The 15,220-nt window shown below is 64.9% G+C and carries 15 protein-coding genes and 1 pseudogene; 8 read left to right on the forward strand and 8 right to left on the reverse strand.

The window, feature by feature from the left end; all coding sequences use genetic code 11:
* A partial coding sequence (locus tag AAFX91_RS12355) for a transposase (protein WP_394566634.1) occupies nt 1–667 on the forward strand: 667 nt, incomplete at its 5' end.
* Nucleotides 668–717: 50 nt separating this feature from the next.
* Here the strand turns inward: AAFX91_RS12355 and AAFX91_RS12360 are convergent.
* Nucleotides 718–1,944, reverse strand: a complete 1,227-nt coding sequence (locus AAFX91_RS12360; protein WP_394566636.1) for a penicillin-binding protein activator — start codon at nt 1,942–1,944, stop codon at nt 718–720.
* A 291-nt stretch (nt 1,945–2,235) separates the two neighbouring features.
* Here AAFX91_RS12360 and rsmI point away from each other — a divergent pair, with 291 nt between their 5' ends.
* The 7 genes and pseudogenes from rsmI to AAFX91_RS12395 all read left to right on the forward strand — a co-directional run bounded on the left by rsmI (nt 2,236) and on the right by AAFX91_RS12395 (nt 10,245).
* Entirely contained in the window at nt 2,236–3,189 is a 954-nt protein-coding gene (gene rsmI / locus AAFX91_RS12365; RefSeq protein ID WP_394566638.1) for a 16S rRNA (cytidine(1402)-2'-O)-methyltransferase, read from the forward strand.
* 42 nt (nt 3,190–3,231) lie between these two features.
* Nucleotides 3,232–3,513 (forward strand): annotated as a pseudogene (locus AAFX91_RS12370) (YraN family protein); the annotation flags it as partial.
* A gap of 28 nt (nt 3,514–3,541) precedes the next feature.
* A complete protein-coding gene (gene gshB, locus AAFX91_RS12375) occupies nt 3,542–4,489 on the forward strand; it encodes a glutathione synthase (RefSeq protein ID WP_394566640.1) in 948 nt (315 codons plus the stop codon).
* 160 nt (nt 4,490–4,649) lie between these two features.
* Complete coding sequence (locus tag AAFX91_RS12380) at nt 4,650–5,621, forward strand: MBL fold metallo-hydrolase (protein ID WP_130578037.1); 972 nt, start codon at nt 4,650–4,652, stop codon at nt 5,619–5,621.
* 110 nt (nt 5,622–5,731) lie between these two features.
* The gene (locus AAFX91_RS12385) at nt 5,732–7,270 is read left to right on the forward strand and encodes a YifB family Mg chelatase-like AAA ATPase (protein ID WP_394566642.1); all 1,539 of its coding nucleotides are present in this window, start codon (nt 5,732–5,734) and stop codon (nt 7,268–7,270) included.
* A gap of 106 nt (nt 7,271–7,376) precedes the next feature.
* The gene (locus AAFX91_RS12390; protein ID WP_394566644.1) at nt 7,377–7,847 is read left to right on the forward strand and encodes a hypothetical protein; all 471 of its coding nucleotides are present in this window, start codon (nt 7,377–7,379) and stop codon (nt 7,845–7,847) included.
* A 154-nt stretch (nt 7,848–8,001) separates the two neighbouring features.
* Nucleotides 8,002–10,245, forward strand: a complete 2,244-nt coding sequence (locus AAFX91_RS12395; protein WP_394566645.1) for a response regulator — start codon at nt 8,002–8,004, stop codon at nt 10,243–10,245.
* Nucleotides 10,246–10,358: 113 nt separating this feature from the next.
* Here the strand turns inward: AAFX91_RS12395 and coaA are convergent, their stop codons facing one another.
* From coaA to hisB, 7 genes are all read right to left on the reverse strand, one after another.
* Nucleotides 10,359–11,315: a type I pantothenate kinase gene (coaA, locus tag AAFX91_RS12400; RefSeq protein ID WP_028164789.1), complete on the reverse strand. Its 957-nt coding sequence runs from the start codon at nt 11,313–11,315 to the stop codon at nt 10,359–10,361.
* A 9-nt stretch (nt 11,316–11,324) separates the two neighbouring features.
* Complete coding sequence (locus AAFX91_RS12405) at nt 11,325–11,648, reverse strand: phosphoribosyl-ATP diphosphatase (protein WP_130578039.1); 324 nt, start codon at nt 11,646–11,648, stop codon at nt 11,325–11,327.
* Nucleotides 11,649–11,722: 74 nt separating this feature from the next.
* Nucleotides 11,723–12,499 (reverse strand): imidazole glycerol phosphate synthase subunit HisF, encoded by a 777-nt coding sequence (gene hisF, locus AAFX91_RS12410; RefSeq protein ID WP_282531412.1) that lies wholly within the window; start codon nt 12,497–12,499, stop codon nt 11,723–11,725.
* Between the two features lie 8 nt (nt 12,500–12,507).
* Nucleotides 12,508–13,248, reverse strand: coding sequence for a 1-(5-phosphoribosyl)-5-[(5-phosphoribosylamino)methylideneamino]imidazole-4-carboxamide isomerase (gene hisA / locus AAFX91_RS12415; RefSeq protein WP_282531413.1), 741 nt, complete (start codon nt 13,246–13,248; stop codon nt 12,508–12,510).
* Nucleotides 13,245–13,895, reverse strand: coding sequence for an imidazole glycerol phosphate synthase subunit HisH (gene hisH / locus AAFX91_RS12420; protein WP_282531414.1), 651 nt, complete (start codon nt 13,893–13,895; stop codon nt 13,245–13,247). Before hisH ends, hisA begins: the two co-directional genes overlap by 4 nt.
* Nucleotides 13,892–14,422, reverse strand: a complete 531-nt coding sequence (locus AAFX91_RS12425; protein ID WP_394566647.1) for a DUF2628 domain-containing protein — start codon at nt 14,420–14,422, stop codon at nt 13,892–13,894. Before AAFX91_RS12425 ends, hisH begins: the two co-directional genes overlap by 4 nt.
* Before the next feature lie 109 nt (nt 14,423–14,531).
* Nucleotides 14,532–15,125, reverse strand: a complete 594-nt coding sequence (gene hisB / locus AAFX91_RS12430; protein ID WP_394566649.1) for an imidazoleglycerol-phosphate dehydratase HisB — start codon at nt 15,123–15,125, stop codon at nt 14,532–14,534.
* Nucleotides 15,126–15,220 lie beyond the last annotated feature (95 nt).

The following is a 15,220-nucleotide window of genomic DNA, read 5'->3' on the forward strand; positions in this document are numbered from 1 at the left end:
GGACGCCGGGATCATCGCCTATGTTCCGCAAGCCAAGCGCACGGACAGGCTGACGGCGCAGGGGCGCTTCAGCCACGCGGAGTTCAGCTATGTGGCTGACGCCGACGCGTATCGCTGCCCGGCGGGCGAGCTTCTGACACCGACGCCAAGCCTCAAGACCAATGGGAGCCGGCTCGAGAGCCGCTATGTCAGCCGCAAGGCGGTCTGCGATGGCTGCTCGTTGCGCGGCCGCTGCGTCGAGAAGGGCTCGCAAACGCGCACGATCTATCGCTGGGTGCATGAAGACGTCATCGAACGTCACCAGGCGCGGATGCGCAACGCCGATAGCCCGATGCGCCGGCGCAGCAGCCTGGTCGAACACCCCTTCGGCACACTCAAATGCCGCGCCGGCTATCGCCACTTCCTGGTGCGCGGCCTCGACAAGGTCCGCGGCGAATGGAGCCTGATGGCGCTCTGCTACAACTTCAGCCGGCTGCTGAGCATCCTCGGCTTCGATGGCTTCATCGCCTGCCTGGCGAGCAGACAGGCGAGCAGCCTGGCCGCGATCTGCATTTTGCGCGCCGTCGCGGCCATCGCAGGTCTCGCTACGGTCCTCATAGGCGACTTTCGCCGCCGCCTGCATCAAAATCCCGCGCCAAGTCCCTTCAGTCTCCACTTGGTCGCCTGATCCCAATTCTTGCCCAGCCTGTGCGCTTCACCCGGGCTACGGCAGCTTCTTCACGCCCCAAAGCTCTTCGGTGACCCCGCGACCGCTTGCGTGCCGCCGCTGGCGACTTTCATCACCGCAAGTCCGCGCTCGTTGGTGCCGTCGGCGCGGAAACGGAACAGGCCGTCAATACCGGCAAAGCCGGAAGGATTGGTCAGCGTTTCCTGCTGGAAGCGCTGAGCGCCTTGCGTTCGCGCCAGTGCGGCCACCAGCGCAACGGCATCATAGGCGAGCGTCGCGGTGCGCACGGGTTCGGAGCCGTATTTGCTGCGGTAACGACCGGCGAAGGCGCGGAAGCCGGACGGATCCGGCGCGGCAAACAGGCCGCCTTGCAGCGCCTGGCTTGAGAACACGCGCGGATTGTCCCACAGGCCGGTGCCGAGAAGCTGGATGTTGCGCAGATTGGCACCGGCTGCGGTCAGCGCGTCTGCCGTCGCCACCACCGAATCACCGTCATCAGCGAGCAACAGCGCGTCGGCCTGCGCGAGCGACTGCGCCACTGTACGTGCCGGCGTGGCGCGATCGGCGCCGTATTTTTCGAATGCAACGACGCGGCCCTTGCGACCGGCCACCTGCTTGAACGCCGCCTCGACCACATTGCCATAGGCATTGTCGGGCACCAGCGCGGCAAAGGAGCGCTTTCCAATGCTCGCGGAATATTCGACGATCCGGTTGATGTCGGACTCCGGCAGGAAACTCAGGAGATAGACGCCGCGTCCCGCCACGCTCGAATCCGTCGAGAACGCGATTACTGAGATACCGCGCCCGCGCGCCACCTGGGCGACGGCCGGCACCGACTGGGCGAACAGCGGGCCCAGGATGATCTCCGCGCCCTCGCCGATCGCCTGCTGCGCGCCCTGGGAGGCGCCTTGCGGACTGCCGCCGTCGTCCTTGATCAGGAGCTGGATATTCGGGTTCTGGAATTCCGCCAGCGCCAATTCGGCGGCGTTCTTCATCGACTGCCCGGCGAGGCCGGCATTGCCGGCCGCCGAGAGCGGCAGGATCAGCCCCACTTTGACCTGCCCGTTGCCGATCGCCTGCGGCTGCTGTTGCGGGCCGGCGGGCGCTTCCGGCTGCGACGGGCTCGACGGACTGGTAAACTGGCTAAGGGTCTGCTGCACCCCCGAGCACGCGGCCAGCAAGGGAGCACCCAGCATCAGGCCGAGTGCTGTCCGGCGGGTCGCGGCGGAACCTTGCAGACCCGAGGATTTTGGTTTGCGACTATGCGGGCCCACCATCTCGTCTCTTCTCTTGACCAGCCGTGCTCGGGCCGGGATTCCAACTGCCGAACAAATGGGGGATGGAATCAGGCATATTGTCGGCGAATAGTTAACCAAAACAACGGGATTATCCCCATGGCGAATTGCCGGCTGTGGACCGTGAACCCCTCACCAAATGCGCAGCACAGCCGCCCTCACTCTGCAAGACGCAAGCACGTTATGGCGCCGGCGCTTCCCCACTCTTCGTTCGAGCACGATCTTTGGGAAAACCGGTGTCCACTTTTCCGGATCATGCTCTAGATTGGCATTATGCGCGCAAAAGCCAGCTCAAGATACGGTGCTGACGCCGGGATGGACGTCCCCAACAGGACATTTTCCATCGGCGGTCATGTGCTGAACGCGCCAAAGCCGGTTCCCGGCCTCCATCTGGTTGCAACACCGATCGGAAATCTCGCCGATATCACCCTGCGCGCGCTGGAGACATTGGCCGGCGCCGACCTGATCGCCTGCGAGGACACCCGCATCACCCGCCGTTTGACCGAGCGTTACACGATTACGGCCGAGCTGACCCCCTACCATGAGCACAATGCGGCCCAGGCCCGGCCAAAAATCCTGCAGCGGCTGGCCGAGGGCGCCGCGATCGCGCTGGTCTCCGACGCCGGCACGCCGCTGATTTCCGATCCCGGCTTCAAACTGGTGCGCGAGGCCTGCGCCGCCGGGCATCACGTGGTCGCGGTGCCCGGGGCGTCGTCGGTGCTGACGGCGCTCTCGGTCGCGGCGCTGCCGACCGACCGCTTTTTCTTCGAGGGCTTTTTGCCTGCCAAGGAACAGGCCCGGCGCACGCGCCTCTCTGAGCTCGCCAGGATCGACTCAACGCTGGTGCTGTTCGAATCCGGCAGCCGCGTGCAGGAGACGCTGGCCGACCTCGCCGCGATCATGGGCGGACGCGATGCCGCGATCTGCCGCGAGCTGACGAAACTGCACGAAGAGATCAGGCGCGCCCCGATCGCCGAACTGGCGGCAGGAAAAGACGACCTGGAGACGCGCGGCGAATTCGTGCTGGTGATCGGTCCGCCGCCGGCGGATGCGCAGACGATGGGGCAGGATCAGCTCGACGAACTGCTGCGCACCTTGCTCCTGCGCGACAGCGTCAAGGATGCGGTTGCGCATGCAGTCGAGCTTTCCGGCCGGCCGCGCCGCGAGGTCTATGCCCGCGCGCTCGAACTCGCAAAAGAACGGCGGGGCGACGATGGCCAAGAATGACGGCACCTCGCCGCAGGACGCAGCCACGAGGCTTGCTTCGATCGCGTCCTCGCCAAGCGCTTCCGCACGCCCTATGGCGAGATCGACCTGGTGGTGCGCAAGCGCAACCTGCTTGCCTTCGTCGAGGTCAAGGCCCGCGCCAGCTTTGATGAGGCCGCCTATGCCGTCACGCCGCGCCAGCAGCAGCGCATCATTGCGGCCGCCCAGGCCTGGCTGATGACGCATCCCGAACATGCGGAATTCGACATGCGTTTCGACGCCATGCTGATTGCGCCCAAGCGTTTGCCGCGCCATCTGTTGGCGGCATTCGACGCCAGCGCATGACTTCCTCGAGAGACCGGACCCAAAGCCCATGAAATTGAACGTCGCCGTCCAGATGGATCCCATTGAGCGCATCAACATTCGCGGCGATTCGACGTTCGCGCTGCTGCTCGAAGCGCAGAAGCGCGGCCACGGCATTTCCTATTACACGCCGGACAAGCTCTCGCTGCGCGGCGGTGAGCTGGTGGCGCCGGTGCAGATCCTTTCCGTGCGCGACGAGGTCGGCGATCACTTCACGCTTGGCGAGCCCAAGCGCGAGCCGCTGACCAATTTCGACGTGATCCTGCTGCGGCAGGATCCGCCGTTCGATCTCGCCTACATCACCTCTACGCATTTCCTCGAGCGTATCCACCCGAAGACCCTGGTCGTCAACAATCCCGCCAGCGTCCGTGATGCACCGGAAAAGCTGTTCGTGATGAATTTTCCGCAGTTGATGCCGCCGACCTTGATCTCGCGCGACCTCGACGAGATCAACGCGTTCCGCGACGAGCATGGCGCCGTCGTCATGAAACCGTTGCACGGCCATGGCGGCGCGGCGGTGTTCCGCGTGATGCCGCAGGACATGAATTTCGGTTCGCTGTTCGACATGTTTACGGTGACGTTCAAGGAGCCATGGGTGATCCAGCGCTTCCTTCCCGAGGTCAAGCATGGCGACAAGCGCATCATTCTGGTCGATGGCGAGTTCGCCGGCGCCGTCAACCGCGTGCCTGCGGCGGACGACCTGCGCTCCAACATGGTGCGTGGCGGCGCGGCGCAGTCGACCGAGCTGTCCGATCGCGAGCGCGCGATCTGCACAACCCTTGGCCCGGCGCTGCGCGAGCGCGGCCTGTTGTTCGTCGGCATCGACGTGATCGACGGCTATCTCACCGAGATCAACGTCACCTCGCCGACCGGCATCCGCGCCATTGCGCGGCTCGGCGGCCCGGACGTGGCGGCCAGGATCTGGGACGTCATCGAGGCGAAGCGCGCAAAATCTTAGGGCGCGTCTGCCTTTCTTCCGCTCTGAGACCTCTTGTCAGCTTGCGACGGCGAGCGCAGCATGGCCTTGCTCGCCTTCAGGTCGTGGGGCAGGACCTGCTCGCGGGCGGCAACGCGATGATTGCCAAAATATAACTCGATAAAAATCGTGGAGGAAAAGCATGACAATCAACGTCTCGCGAAGGTCCCTGCTCGCGCTCGGCGCCGGCCTTGGTGCAAGCACGCTGCTCGGGGGCAGCGCGCTGGCACGCGCGCCGAAGCTCGGCACGCAAACGCCGTATTGGCACCGCTTCATTCTAGGCGATGCCGAAGTCACCGTCGTCTCCGACGGCCCGCTGCCGCTTGGCGATCCCTCCGGCACCTTCACCGGCGTGCCGAAGGAAGAAGTGAAGAAGATGTTGTCGGACAACTTCCTGTCGCCCGACAATGTCGTGCTGGAGCAGAATTCTCCGATCGTGAATACCGGCGACAAGCTGATCCTGTTCGACACCGGCATGGGCACTTCGAAAGCGTTCGGTCCGACCACCGGCCGCCAGCAGAAGAGCATGGCGGAAGCCGGCATCAAGCCGGAGGACATCGACGCCGTCGTCTGCTCGCATGCGCATATCGACCACATCGGCGGCATCGTCGGTGCCAACGACAAGCCGCTGTTCCCGAACGCGCAGGTCTATATCGCCCAGAGCGATTTCGATTACTGGACCGATGAAGGCAAGATGGGCAGCCCGCTGAAGGACTTCGTCGTTCACGCGCGCAAGAATCTGCTGCCAGTCCGGGACCGGCTGGTGTTCTTCAAGGACGGCCAGGAATTCCTGCCCGGCGTGCAGGCGATCGCGGCGCCCGGCCACACCATCGGCCACCACATCTTTATGGTGACCTCGGCCGGCAAATCCTTCGCCTTCCTCGGCGACCTCTCGCACCACGCCGTGCTGCTGCTCGAGCGGCCGCGGATGGAATTCTCCTACGATACCGACCCGAAACAGGCGGCGGCCTCGCGGGTGAGGCTGCTGGAGATGCTGGCGGCCAACAAGACCCCCGTGATGTCCTACCACTTCGCCTGGCCCGGCTACGGCCATGTCGCCAAGGTCGGCGACGGCTTCCACTATTATCCCGAACCGATGCAGATGACGCTGTAAGCTGCGTGGGCTCCGGGACAGCGGAAAAGCGGCCCCGGAGCCCATGTTCCCGTAATGTTCTTGCGCTTGGCGTTGCCTTCGGCTACCCTCGATTGTGGCAAGGGGGCAGCATGGTTCAACGCGTTTCCACCGTCGCTTTCGAGGGGATCGAGGCTCGTGCGGTCGACGTGCAGGTGCAGGTCGCGCCGGGACTACCGGCTTTTGCGATCGTAGGCCTGCCGGACAAGGCCGTCTCCGAGGCGCGGGAGCGGGTTCGCTCGGCGCTGATCGCCTCCGGCCTCGCCCTTCCGGCGCGCCGGATCATCGTCAATCTGGCGCCGGCCGACCTGCCCAAGGAAGGCAGCCATTACGACCTGCCGATCGCGCTCGGGCTGATGGCGGCGATCGGGGCCATCCCGCCGGATGCGCTCAACGGCTTCACAGTGCTGGGCGAACTCGGGCTGGACGGCTCGATCGCTCCGGTTGCGGGCGTCTTGCCAGCGGCGATCGGCGCCAATTCGCGCGACGAGGGGCTGATCTGCCCCGCGGCCTGCGGCTCCGAAGCGGCGTGGGCGAGCCCGGACATCCAGATCATCGCAGCACACTCGCTGATCCAGATCGCCAATCACTTCAAGGGCACGCAGGTGCTGTCGCGCCCACAGCCGAAGGTGCATGAGCAGAAGGAGACGCTGCTCGACCTGCGCGACATCAAGGGCCAGGAAAGCGCCAAGCGCGCGCTCGAGATCGCGGCGGCTGGCGGACATCACCTGCTGATGATGGGCTCGCCCGGCGCCGGCAAATCGATGCTGGCGGCGCGGCTGCCCTCGATCCTGCCGCCGCTGTCGCCGTCGGAACTTTTGGAAGTGTCGATGATCGCGTCGGTGGCCGGCGAGATCCGCGACGGCGCCTTGACCGCGCGGCGGCCCTTCCGCAGCCCGCATCATTCCGCCAGCATGGCAGCGCTGACCGGCGGCGGCATGCGCGCCAAGCCCGGCGAGATCTCGCTGGCGCATCAGGGCGTGCTGTTCCTCGACGAACTGCCGGAATTCGATCCGCGTGTGCTGGATTCGCTGCGCCAGCCGCTGGAGACAGGCGAGGTTTCCGTCTCGCGTGCCAATCACCGCGTCACCTATCCGGCGCGTTTCATGCTGGTGTCGGCCATGAATCCGTGCCGCTGCGGTCACGCCTATGAGCCCGGCTATGCCTGCAAGCGCGGGCCGATCGACCGCTGCACCTCCGATTACCAGATGCGCATCTCCGGTCCGCTGATGGACCGCATCGACCTGCGGATCGAGGTGCCGGCGGTGACCGCCGCCGACCTGATCCTGCCGCCGCCCTCGGAAGGATCTGCGGAAGTCGCGGCGCGGGTCGCCGCGGCGCGCGACATCCAGCTTGCGCGCTATGCCGCCGCCGGCATGCCGAAAGTCCGCACCAATGCCGAGGCGCCGGCATCGCTGTTAGAGACCATCGCCCAGCCGGACGCGCAGGGGCAGAAGCTGTTGCGCGATGCCGCCGAGACCATGCGGCTGACCGCGCGCGGCTATCACCGCGTGCTGCGCGTCGCGCGCACCCTCGCCGATCTCGACGGCACGGAGAAGATTGGCCGATTGCATCTCGCGGAGGCCCTGTCCTACCGCGCGCTCGCCGACGACATCAGGCGCGCGGCGTAAAGCGTCCAGCAGCGTCGCGTCAACGCGACGGTAACCAGTTCTCTTTACGCTCCGCCAACCATAAGCCTGCGCAATCGTAGCCAGCTTTGGTTGAGTGAGTGGTGTCATGTTGCGTTTGAAGATTCTGGCCTCGGCCGTGCCGCTGGCCGTGTTCGCGCTCGTTGCCCGCGGTGAATTCCTGCCGGGCCCACATCCCTGCATCGAGGCCAGCGGCACCACCGTCCAGATCGCATCGATCCCCTGGCTCGCCCAGCTCCATGTCAGCTTCACGGACGACCCGGCTGCCGCCACCGTCCGAGTCCAGGTCTCCGACAATGCGGAAGCCGCCGATTTCGCTGTTATCGATGATATCGACGACGACGCCGAGCCTGGCGCCTGCGAGAGCAAGGGCGTGCCGCAACTGGTGGCGATCTCGGCCAATCCCACCGCATCCGATCCCGTGATCTATCTTTCGCAGGATGGTCCGGCCGATTACCGGATCTTCGTTCATTCGAAGAGCTTTTCGGTGCGGGATGCCGCGGCGCTCATCGTCGGCGCTCATGGCGGACACCGCCAGCTAGAAGCGGCGTCGCTGTAGCACCGATTATTAACCCTTTATCAACCCTGTCCGCATCGCGGGCCGGAACCGGAGACGATTTCAAGCACTTCGCAACGTCGCCGACGCATCGTCGACCCAACATGCAAGGGCGGCTCAAGCCGCCAGCCTTCAGCAGGTGATCAGGGGATCGGCGATGACGTGGACCTATCGACTGAGGCTCCGCTTGCTTCGGTTCGGGCGGCGTCACCCCTGGATCGTCTTCATCCTCCGCGCCTTCATCGTCTTCGCCGCAGCCTTCGCCGGCGGTTATGCGTTCCTCGTTGGCGCCGTTTCGGACCGTGATCCGCGTACCATTGCCGTGGCTGTCAGTCTGCTGTTCGCACTCTCCTGCGTGGCGCTGGTCGTGCTGAATGTCCGACTGCGGCTGATGCGCGGAAAGCTGCGCATGATCGCAGAGCACAACGAGGCGCTCGCCGACCGCAACTGGGAACTGCAGGAAGCCGAGCAACGCGCGCGTAGCCTGTTTGAGTCGCAGAGCGACCTGATCGTCCTGCGTGACAGCGATGGCATGATCACCTTCGTCAACGACGCGTATTGCGACCTCGCGGGAAAGCCGCGCGGCGAACTGATCGGCAGCCATTTCGCCTTCGAGGTGCTGGAACAGGGCGACACCGCGCTGGAGCCAAGCAGCACCCGCACCTACGACCAGAAGATCGCAGGCCCCTTCGGGCCGCGCTGGATCGCCTGGCGCGAGGGCCTCGTCCGCACCGACGCTGGGAGGCCTGCGGAAATGCAAAGCGTCGGGCGTGACGTGACCGACCGCACCGAAAGCGAGCGCGTGCTTACCGAGGCGCGCGATCAGGCCGATGCGGCCAACCGCGCCAAGTCGCGCTTCCTCGCAATGGCGAGCCACGAGATCCGCACCCCTCTGAACGGCATCATCGGCATGAGCGGACTCTTGATGGATACGCCGCTGACGCCGGAGCAGATGACCTACGCCAAGGCGGTGAAGACCTCCGGCGACGCGCTGCTGTCGCTGATCGAAGAGCTCCTCGACTATTCCAAGATCGAGGCCGGCAAGATCGATCTCGAGCAGCGCCCGTTCGCGCTCTCGAAACTGATCGAGGACATCACCGAATTGCTGGCACCGAGGGCGGAGGCAAAGGGAATCGAGATCGCCGCCTATATCGATGAGCGATTGCCGATGGAGGTGATCGGAGACGCGGCCCGGCTGCGCCAAGTGCTGCTCAACCTCGCCGGCAACGCGATCAAATTCACCGCAATCGGCGGCGTCTCCCTGGTGGTCGAGCCCGGCATCCGGCCGAATGAAATCAGCTTCCTTGTCCGCGACACCGGCATCGGCATTGCACCGGAAGCGCAGCAGCGCATCTTCCGCGAGTTCGAGCAGGCGGACGAAGGCATTGCGCGCAGCTATGGCGGCACCGGACTGGGCCTGAGCATCAGCGACCGCATCGTCAAGCGCATGGGCGGCCGCATCGCGCTTGCAAGCACGCCGGGCGCTGGCTCGACCTTCGAACTATCGATCCCGCTCGCCGCTTCCGACAGCAACGGGCCGCCGGTGTTCAGCCCGCCCGAGCTTGCGGACCGGTCGATCATGGTGGTCGCGCCGCAAAGCATCGAGGCCTCCCTGATCTCGCGCAGACTGCAACGCTGGGGCGCGCAGACCTGCATGGTGTCGGATGCCATGGTGGCGGAAGCCCTGTTGCCGGAGCGTTCATGGCACGCCGTGCTGATCGACCACGCGCTGGGAGCGGCCGAGATCGGCCACCTCGGGGAAGCGGCGCGGATGCATGCGACGCAGCGGATCGTGATGTTCACGCCGGCAACCCGGCAGGAACTGCAGCCGTCCGCCGACTCGCCGTTCACCGGCTATCTGGTCAAGCCACTGCGCGCCGTCTCGCTCGCCGCTCGTCTGACCGCCACGCCCGAGATCGCTTCCCCAAGCGTCGCCGCAGAGCTCGTCGTCGAGCCAATCGAGGCTGGCTCGGCACCGGCCTCCCTGTCCGACAAGGGGCTGTCGATCCTGGTCGCCGAGGACAATGAGATCAACGCGCTCCTGATGCGCTCGCTGCTGACGCGCCTCGGCCACAAGGTAGTGATCACCACCAACGGCGAAGAGGCGCTTCAATCCTGGTTGTCGGCGAAATCAACGGGCGCGCCATACGACCTCGTGCTGATGGACGTCCAGATGCCGCAGCTCAACGGCATCGAGACCACCAAACGCATCCGGCAATCGGAAGCCGACCAGCCCGGCCGACCAACGCCAATCCTCGCGCTGACCGCCAACACCTTGGCGGAGGATCGTTCGGCCTGTTTCGAAGCCGGCATGGACGGCTTTCTGATCAAGCCGCTCGATCGCGAGAAGCTCGAGGAGGCGCTGAGAGGACTGGCAGCGGCGCGGCATCTGGCTGCGTAGCCTCCGCTGCCTCCGCCGTCATTGCGAGCGCAGCGAAGCAATCCATGCTTCCGCATGTGAGGCGCGATGGATTGCTTCGCTGCGCTCGCAATGACGATGCCGGGCGACAGCAGCTACAGCCGCCGCAGCGCGACGGTCTCCACCACGTGGTCGGCGCCCTTCTTCAGGATCAGCGTGGCGCGCGGACGGGTCGGCAGGATGTTATCCTCGAGATTGGCGCGGTTGGTGCGTTCCCAGATCGCGATCGCGGTGGCGGTCGCCTCTTCGTCCGACAGCACGGCATAGCGGTGGAAATAGGAGCGGGGATCGTGGAACGCGGTATCGCGCAGCGCAAGGAAGCGCTTGACGTACCACTCGCGCAACACAGGTTCATCGGCGTCGATATAAACCGAGAAATCGAAGAAGTCAGAAACCACCGGCACCGCCTTGCCGTCACGCGGCAAACGGCTTGTCTGCAGCACGTTGACACCCTCGACGATCAGGATGTCGGGACGATCGATCTCGATGAACTGGTTCGGAACGATGTCGTAGGTCAGGTGCGAATAGACAGGCGCGCGCACCGGCCGGCGCCCGGCCTTGATGTCGCTCACGAACGAGAGCAGCAATTGCTGGTCGTAGCTTTCCGGAAAACCCTTCTTCTGCATCAATCCCAGGCGCTCGAGCACGGCGTTGGGATAGAGGAAGCCGTCGGTGGTGACGAGGTCGACTTTGGGCCGCGGCGACCAGCGCGCCAGCAGCGCCTGCAGCACGCGCGCGGTGGTGGACTTGCCGACCGCGACCGAGCCCGCGACGCCGATGATGTAGGGCATCTTGCGGTCCTGGATGCCGAGGAATTGCCGCTGCGCGTAATAGAGCCGCTGCGTGGAGTCGACATAGATCGAGAGCAGCCGCGACAGCGGCAGATAGATGTCCTCGACCTCGTGGATGTCGAGCCGATCGTGCATCGAGCGTAGCCGCTCGAATTCGCCTGGCTCCAGCGTCATCGGCGTGTCGTCGCGCAATTTCGCCCATTGCTCGCGCGAGAAGATCCGGTACGGATTATATTGCTGGTCGGGTGCCTGAATATCCATGGCCGTGCCCTAATCGCGCTTGCGCGCCGCTTTCTCTTCCAACCCGGACATGGATGTGCGCTGCGCCAGCGCCGCCTCGACGTCCTCGAGCTTCACGCCGCGGGCCTTCAACAGCACCAGCAGGTGAAACACCAGATCGGCACTTTCGGCGATGAGATGATCGCGATCGTTCTCGATCGCGGCGATCACGGTCTCGACCGCTTCCTCGCCGAGCTTCTTGGCACAATGCTCGGCGCCTTTGTCGAGCAGCTTCTTCGTATAGGACGCCTCTCCCCCCGACGCCGCGCGGGCATCGATGATGGCGGCCAGATCGTGGACCGTGAAACGCGACATACTTGAGCACCCGGACCGGCCGGAAGCCGGCAATTTCCCCCGGAGGGGACTTAGCACTTTTGTGACGGCGAGTCCTAGGGATCGAGACGCATGGGCAGCCCTGCACGCACCATGTGCTCCTTGGCCTGGCGGATGGTAAATTCGCCGAAATGGAATATCGAGGCGGCCAGGACGGCGGTAGCGTGCCCTTTGCGGATGCCGTCGACGAGATGATCGAGGTTGCCGACGCCGCCGGACGCGATGACCGGTACGGGGACACTGTCAGCGATCGCCTGCGTCAGCTCCAGGTCGAAGCCCTGCCTTGTGCCATCCCGATCCATCGACGTCAGCAGGATCTCGCCGGCGCCGAGCGAGACCACCTCCTGGGCATATTCGATCGCCTCAATGCCGGTGGCCTTGCGGCCGCCATGGGTGAAGATCTCCCAACGGTCCGAGCCGCCCGCGCGGTTGACGCGCTTGGCATCGATCGCGACCACGATGCACTGCTCGCCGAACTTCTCGGCGCCCTCTTTGACGAATTCGCGACGGCTGACCGCTGCGGAATTGATCGACACTTTGTCGGCGCCGGAGCGCAGGAGCGTGCGGATATCGTCGATGGTGCGGACGCCGCCGCCGACGGTCAGCGGCATGAAGCAGGCCTCGGCGGTCCGCCGTACCACGTCCAGCATGGTGCCGCGATTTTCGTGGGTCGCGGTGATGTCGAGGAAGCAGAGCTCGTCGGCGCCGGCGGCGTCATAGGCGATCGCGGCCTCGACGGGATCGCCGGCGTCGCGCAGATCGACAAAATTGACGCCCTTGACCACGCGGCCGTCCTTGACGTCGAGGCAGGGAATGACGCGGACCTTGAACATATCGTCTCCTAAGCCGCGGCGCTGGCGCTGCGGATCAGTTGCAATGCGGCTGCAGGATCAAGCCGGCCATCATAGAGCGCGCGGCCGACGATAGCACCCGCCAACTTCTTCGCGCGTGGCTCCAGCAATGCCTTCACATCATCGATCGAAGCAAAGCCGCCGGAAGCGATGACGGGGATCGAGATGCTCTCGGCGAGAGCGATCGTGGCATCGAGGTTGAGGCCCTTCAAAAGGCCATCGCGGGCGATGTCGGTGAAGATGATTGCGGCAACGCCGGCGTCCTCGAAACGCTGCGCGATCTCGAGCGCCGTCACCTCCGATGTTTCGGCCCAGCCCTGAACCGCGACCTTGCCGTCACGGGCATCGAGCCCGACTGCGACGCTGCCGGGATACTTCTTCGCGGCGCTCTTGACGAGCTCGGGGTCGCGGACCGCCGCGGTGCCGATGATGACGCGCGCCACGCCCTTCTCCAGCCAGGCTTCCACCGTCCTGAGATCGCGGATGCCGCCGCCAAGCTGCACCGGCATCGTGACCGCCTTCAGCATCGCCTCGACGGCCTGCGCATTCATCGGCTTGCCGGCAAAGGCGCCGTCGAGATCGACCACATGCAGATATTCGAACCCCTGCGCAGCGAAGGCGCGCGCCTGCGCCGCCGGATCGAGGTTGAACACGGTGGCGCGCGCCATGTCGCCCTGCTCCAGGCGCACGCACTGTCCGTTCTTGAGGTCAATGGCAGGAAAGAGGATCACGGCTTCCACTTCAGGAAATTCGAGATCAGCGCCAGCCCGAAGCGCTGGCTCTTCTCGGGGTGAAACTGCGTGCCGATCGCGGTGTCTTTTGCAACGACGGCTGTAACCGGCCCGCCGTAATCGGCGCGCGCCAGCACGTCCTGCTCATTGGCCGCGTTGAGGTGATAGGAGTGCACGAAATAAGCGTGGCGGCCGTCCGGCCCAAGGGGCAGGCGCTCTAGCACCGGGTGCTCGCGCAGCACTTCGAGCGTGTTCCAGCCCATGTGCGGGATCTTCAGGTTCTCCTCGCGAGGCTGGATCTTTTCAACGTCGCCGGCAACCCAGTTGAAGCCGTCGGTCGTCACGTGTTCCTTGCCGCGCGTCGCCATCAACTGCATGCCGACACAGATGCCAAAGAACGGCCGCGCCTTGACCCGCACGGCTTCCGTCAACGCCTCGAGCATACCGTCGAGCGCATCGACGCCCCGGCGGCAATCGGCGAAGGCGCCGACGCCCGGCAGCACGATGCGGTCGGCGCGGAACACCGCGTCGGGATCGCGCGTCACCATGATCTTCTGCGGATCTTCCATGCTGCGCGCGGCGCGCTCGAACGCTTTCGCGGCGGAGTGCAGGTTGCCGGAGCCGTAATCGATGATGGCAACCGTCATCGCGATCCTCCCGGCTCTGGAAACAACCCGATAATGCCGCCCTGCGGCAGCGGCGGCGGCTTGGAGAACGGATGGCCCGGATTGTTCCGCGTCGGCGGCGGGCCGCCGCGGTCGACCGACCATTGGTCGTTGACGAGGCCACGATGCGCCGCGGTCCAGCGATCGAAAAAGCGGCGCTCGGCGGATTCCTCGTCATCGGCCACGACGACGTCGAGCTGGCGCCATCTGCCGCGCGACAATGTCCAGCGCTTCAGGCTTGCAGCCTCGAATCCCAAGAGCAGCGCCAGCACGACATCCACGGCAAGGATCGTGCCGCGGCCGATGCCGAGCTTTGCCAAGCCGTAATCGATCGCCGCCATCAGCAAGACCCAGCCGATCAGCGCCAGCCACAGCCGGTGCCAGGCCAGCCAGATCACGCTCGCAATGGCCGCCCAGAAATGAAAGCCGTCGCGCACGAAGGTGAACTTGTCGGTTGCCGCAAGATCGGCATTGTTCCCTACGGGGGCATGCACTGTGTAGACCGGCATCAAAACTCTCCGCCGCGAACTTTTGGTTTGAGCATGATCTCCGCGCAAACGCTTCGCGTTTGTCGCGAGGGAAAGCCGGGACCGAGTTTTCCGGACCATGCCCGGGAAATCAACCGCCGAGCTTGCCCTTGGTGGAGGGCACTTCGCCCGCGGCCTGCGGATCGATCGCGACAGCCGCGCGAAGCGCTCTCGCAAGACCCTTGAAACAAGATTCGGCGATATGATGGCTGTTCTCGCCATATAGGGTCTCGACGTGCAAAGTCACGCCGGCGTTCATCGCAAACGCATAGAACCATTCGCGCACCAGCTCGGTGTCGAACTCCCCGATCTTGTCGCGGGGGAAGGCGACCTTGAACACCAGCACCGGACGGCCCGAAATGTCGATCACCGCGCGCGACAGCGTTTCGTCCATCGGCATGTGGATCGAGGCATAGCGGGTGATGCCCGCCATGTTGCCAAGCGCCTGTTTCACGGCCTGTCCGAGCGCAATCCCGACATCCTCAGTGGTGTGGTGGTAATCGACGTGGAGATCGCCCTCGGCCCTGACCGTGATATCGATGCGCGAATGCCGCGCCAGGAGGTCGAGCATATGGTCAAAGAAGCCGATCCCGGTCGAAACCTGGGACACACCGGACCCGTCGAGGTTTACCGCCACCTCGATGTCCGTCTCCTTGGTCTTGCGCTTGATCGTCGCCGTGCGCATGAAAATTGAGCTTTCCCGTGCCGAAAACGGGCGTCTTTTAACAGGCCGATGACCCCTTCGCTACTGCGGGATGACGCAAAAAGCGGCCAAGTTGC

Source organism: Bradyrhizobium sp. 31Argb (assembly GCF_043638955.1).
Classification (GTDB): Bacteria; Pseudomonadota; Alphaproteobacteria; order Rhizobiales; family Xanthobacteraceae; genus Bradyrhizobium.

Bases quoted from the DNA above. Each gene is read 5' to 3' on its own strand.
- AAFX91_RS12360 (WP_394566636.1), bottom strand. From the start codon at position 1,944: ATGGTGGGCCCGCATAGTCGCAAACCAAAATCCTCGGGTCTGCAAGGT.
- rsmI (WP_394566638.1), top strand. From the start codon at position 2,236: ATGCGCGCAAAAGCCAGCTCAAGATACGGTGCTGACGCCGGGATGGAC.
- gshB (WP_394566640.1), top strand. From the start codon at position 3,542: ATGAAATTGAACGTCGCCGTCCAGATGGATCCCATTGAGCGCATCAAC.
- AAFX91_RS12380 (WP_130578037.1), top strand. From the start codon at position 4,650: ATGACAATCAACGTCTCGCGAAGGTCCCTGCTCGCGCTCGGCGCCGGC.
- AAFX91_RS12385 (WP_394566642.1), top strand. From the start codon at position 5,732: ATGGTTCAACGCGTTTCCACCGTCGCTTTCGAGGGGATCGAGGCTCGT.
- AAFX91_RS12390 (WP_394566644.1), top strand. From the start codon at position 7,377: ATGTTGCGTTTGAAGATTCTGGCCTCGGCCGTGCCGCTGGCCGTGTTC.
- AAFX91_RS12395 (WP_394566645.1), top strand. From the start codon at position 8,002: ATGACGTGGACCTATCGACTGAGGCTCCGCTTGCTTCGGTTCGGGCGG.
- coaA (WP_028164789.1), bottom strand. From the start codon at position 11,315: ATGGATATTCAGGCACCCGACCAGCAATATAATCCGTACCGGATCTTC.
- AAFX91_RS12405 (WP_130578039.1), bottom strand. From the start codon at position 11,648: ATGTCGCGTTTCACGGTCCACGATCTGGCCGCCATCATCGATGCCCGC.
- hisF (WP_282531412.1), bottom strand. From the start codon at position 12,499: ATGTTCAAGGTCCGCGTCATTCCCTGCCTCGACGTCAAGGACGGCCGC.
- hisH (WP_282531414.1), bottom strand. From the start codon at position 13,895: ATGACGGTTGCCATCATCGATTACGGCTCCGGCAACCTGCACTCCGCC.
- AAFX91_RS12425 (WP_394566647.1), bottom strand. From the start codon at position 14,422: ATGCCGGTCTACACAGTGCATGCCCCCGTAGGGAACAATGCCGATCTT.
- hisB (WP_394566649.1), bottom strand. From the start codon at position 15,125: ATGCGCACGGCGACGATCAAGCGCAAGACCAAGGAGACGGACATCGAG.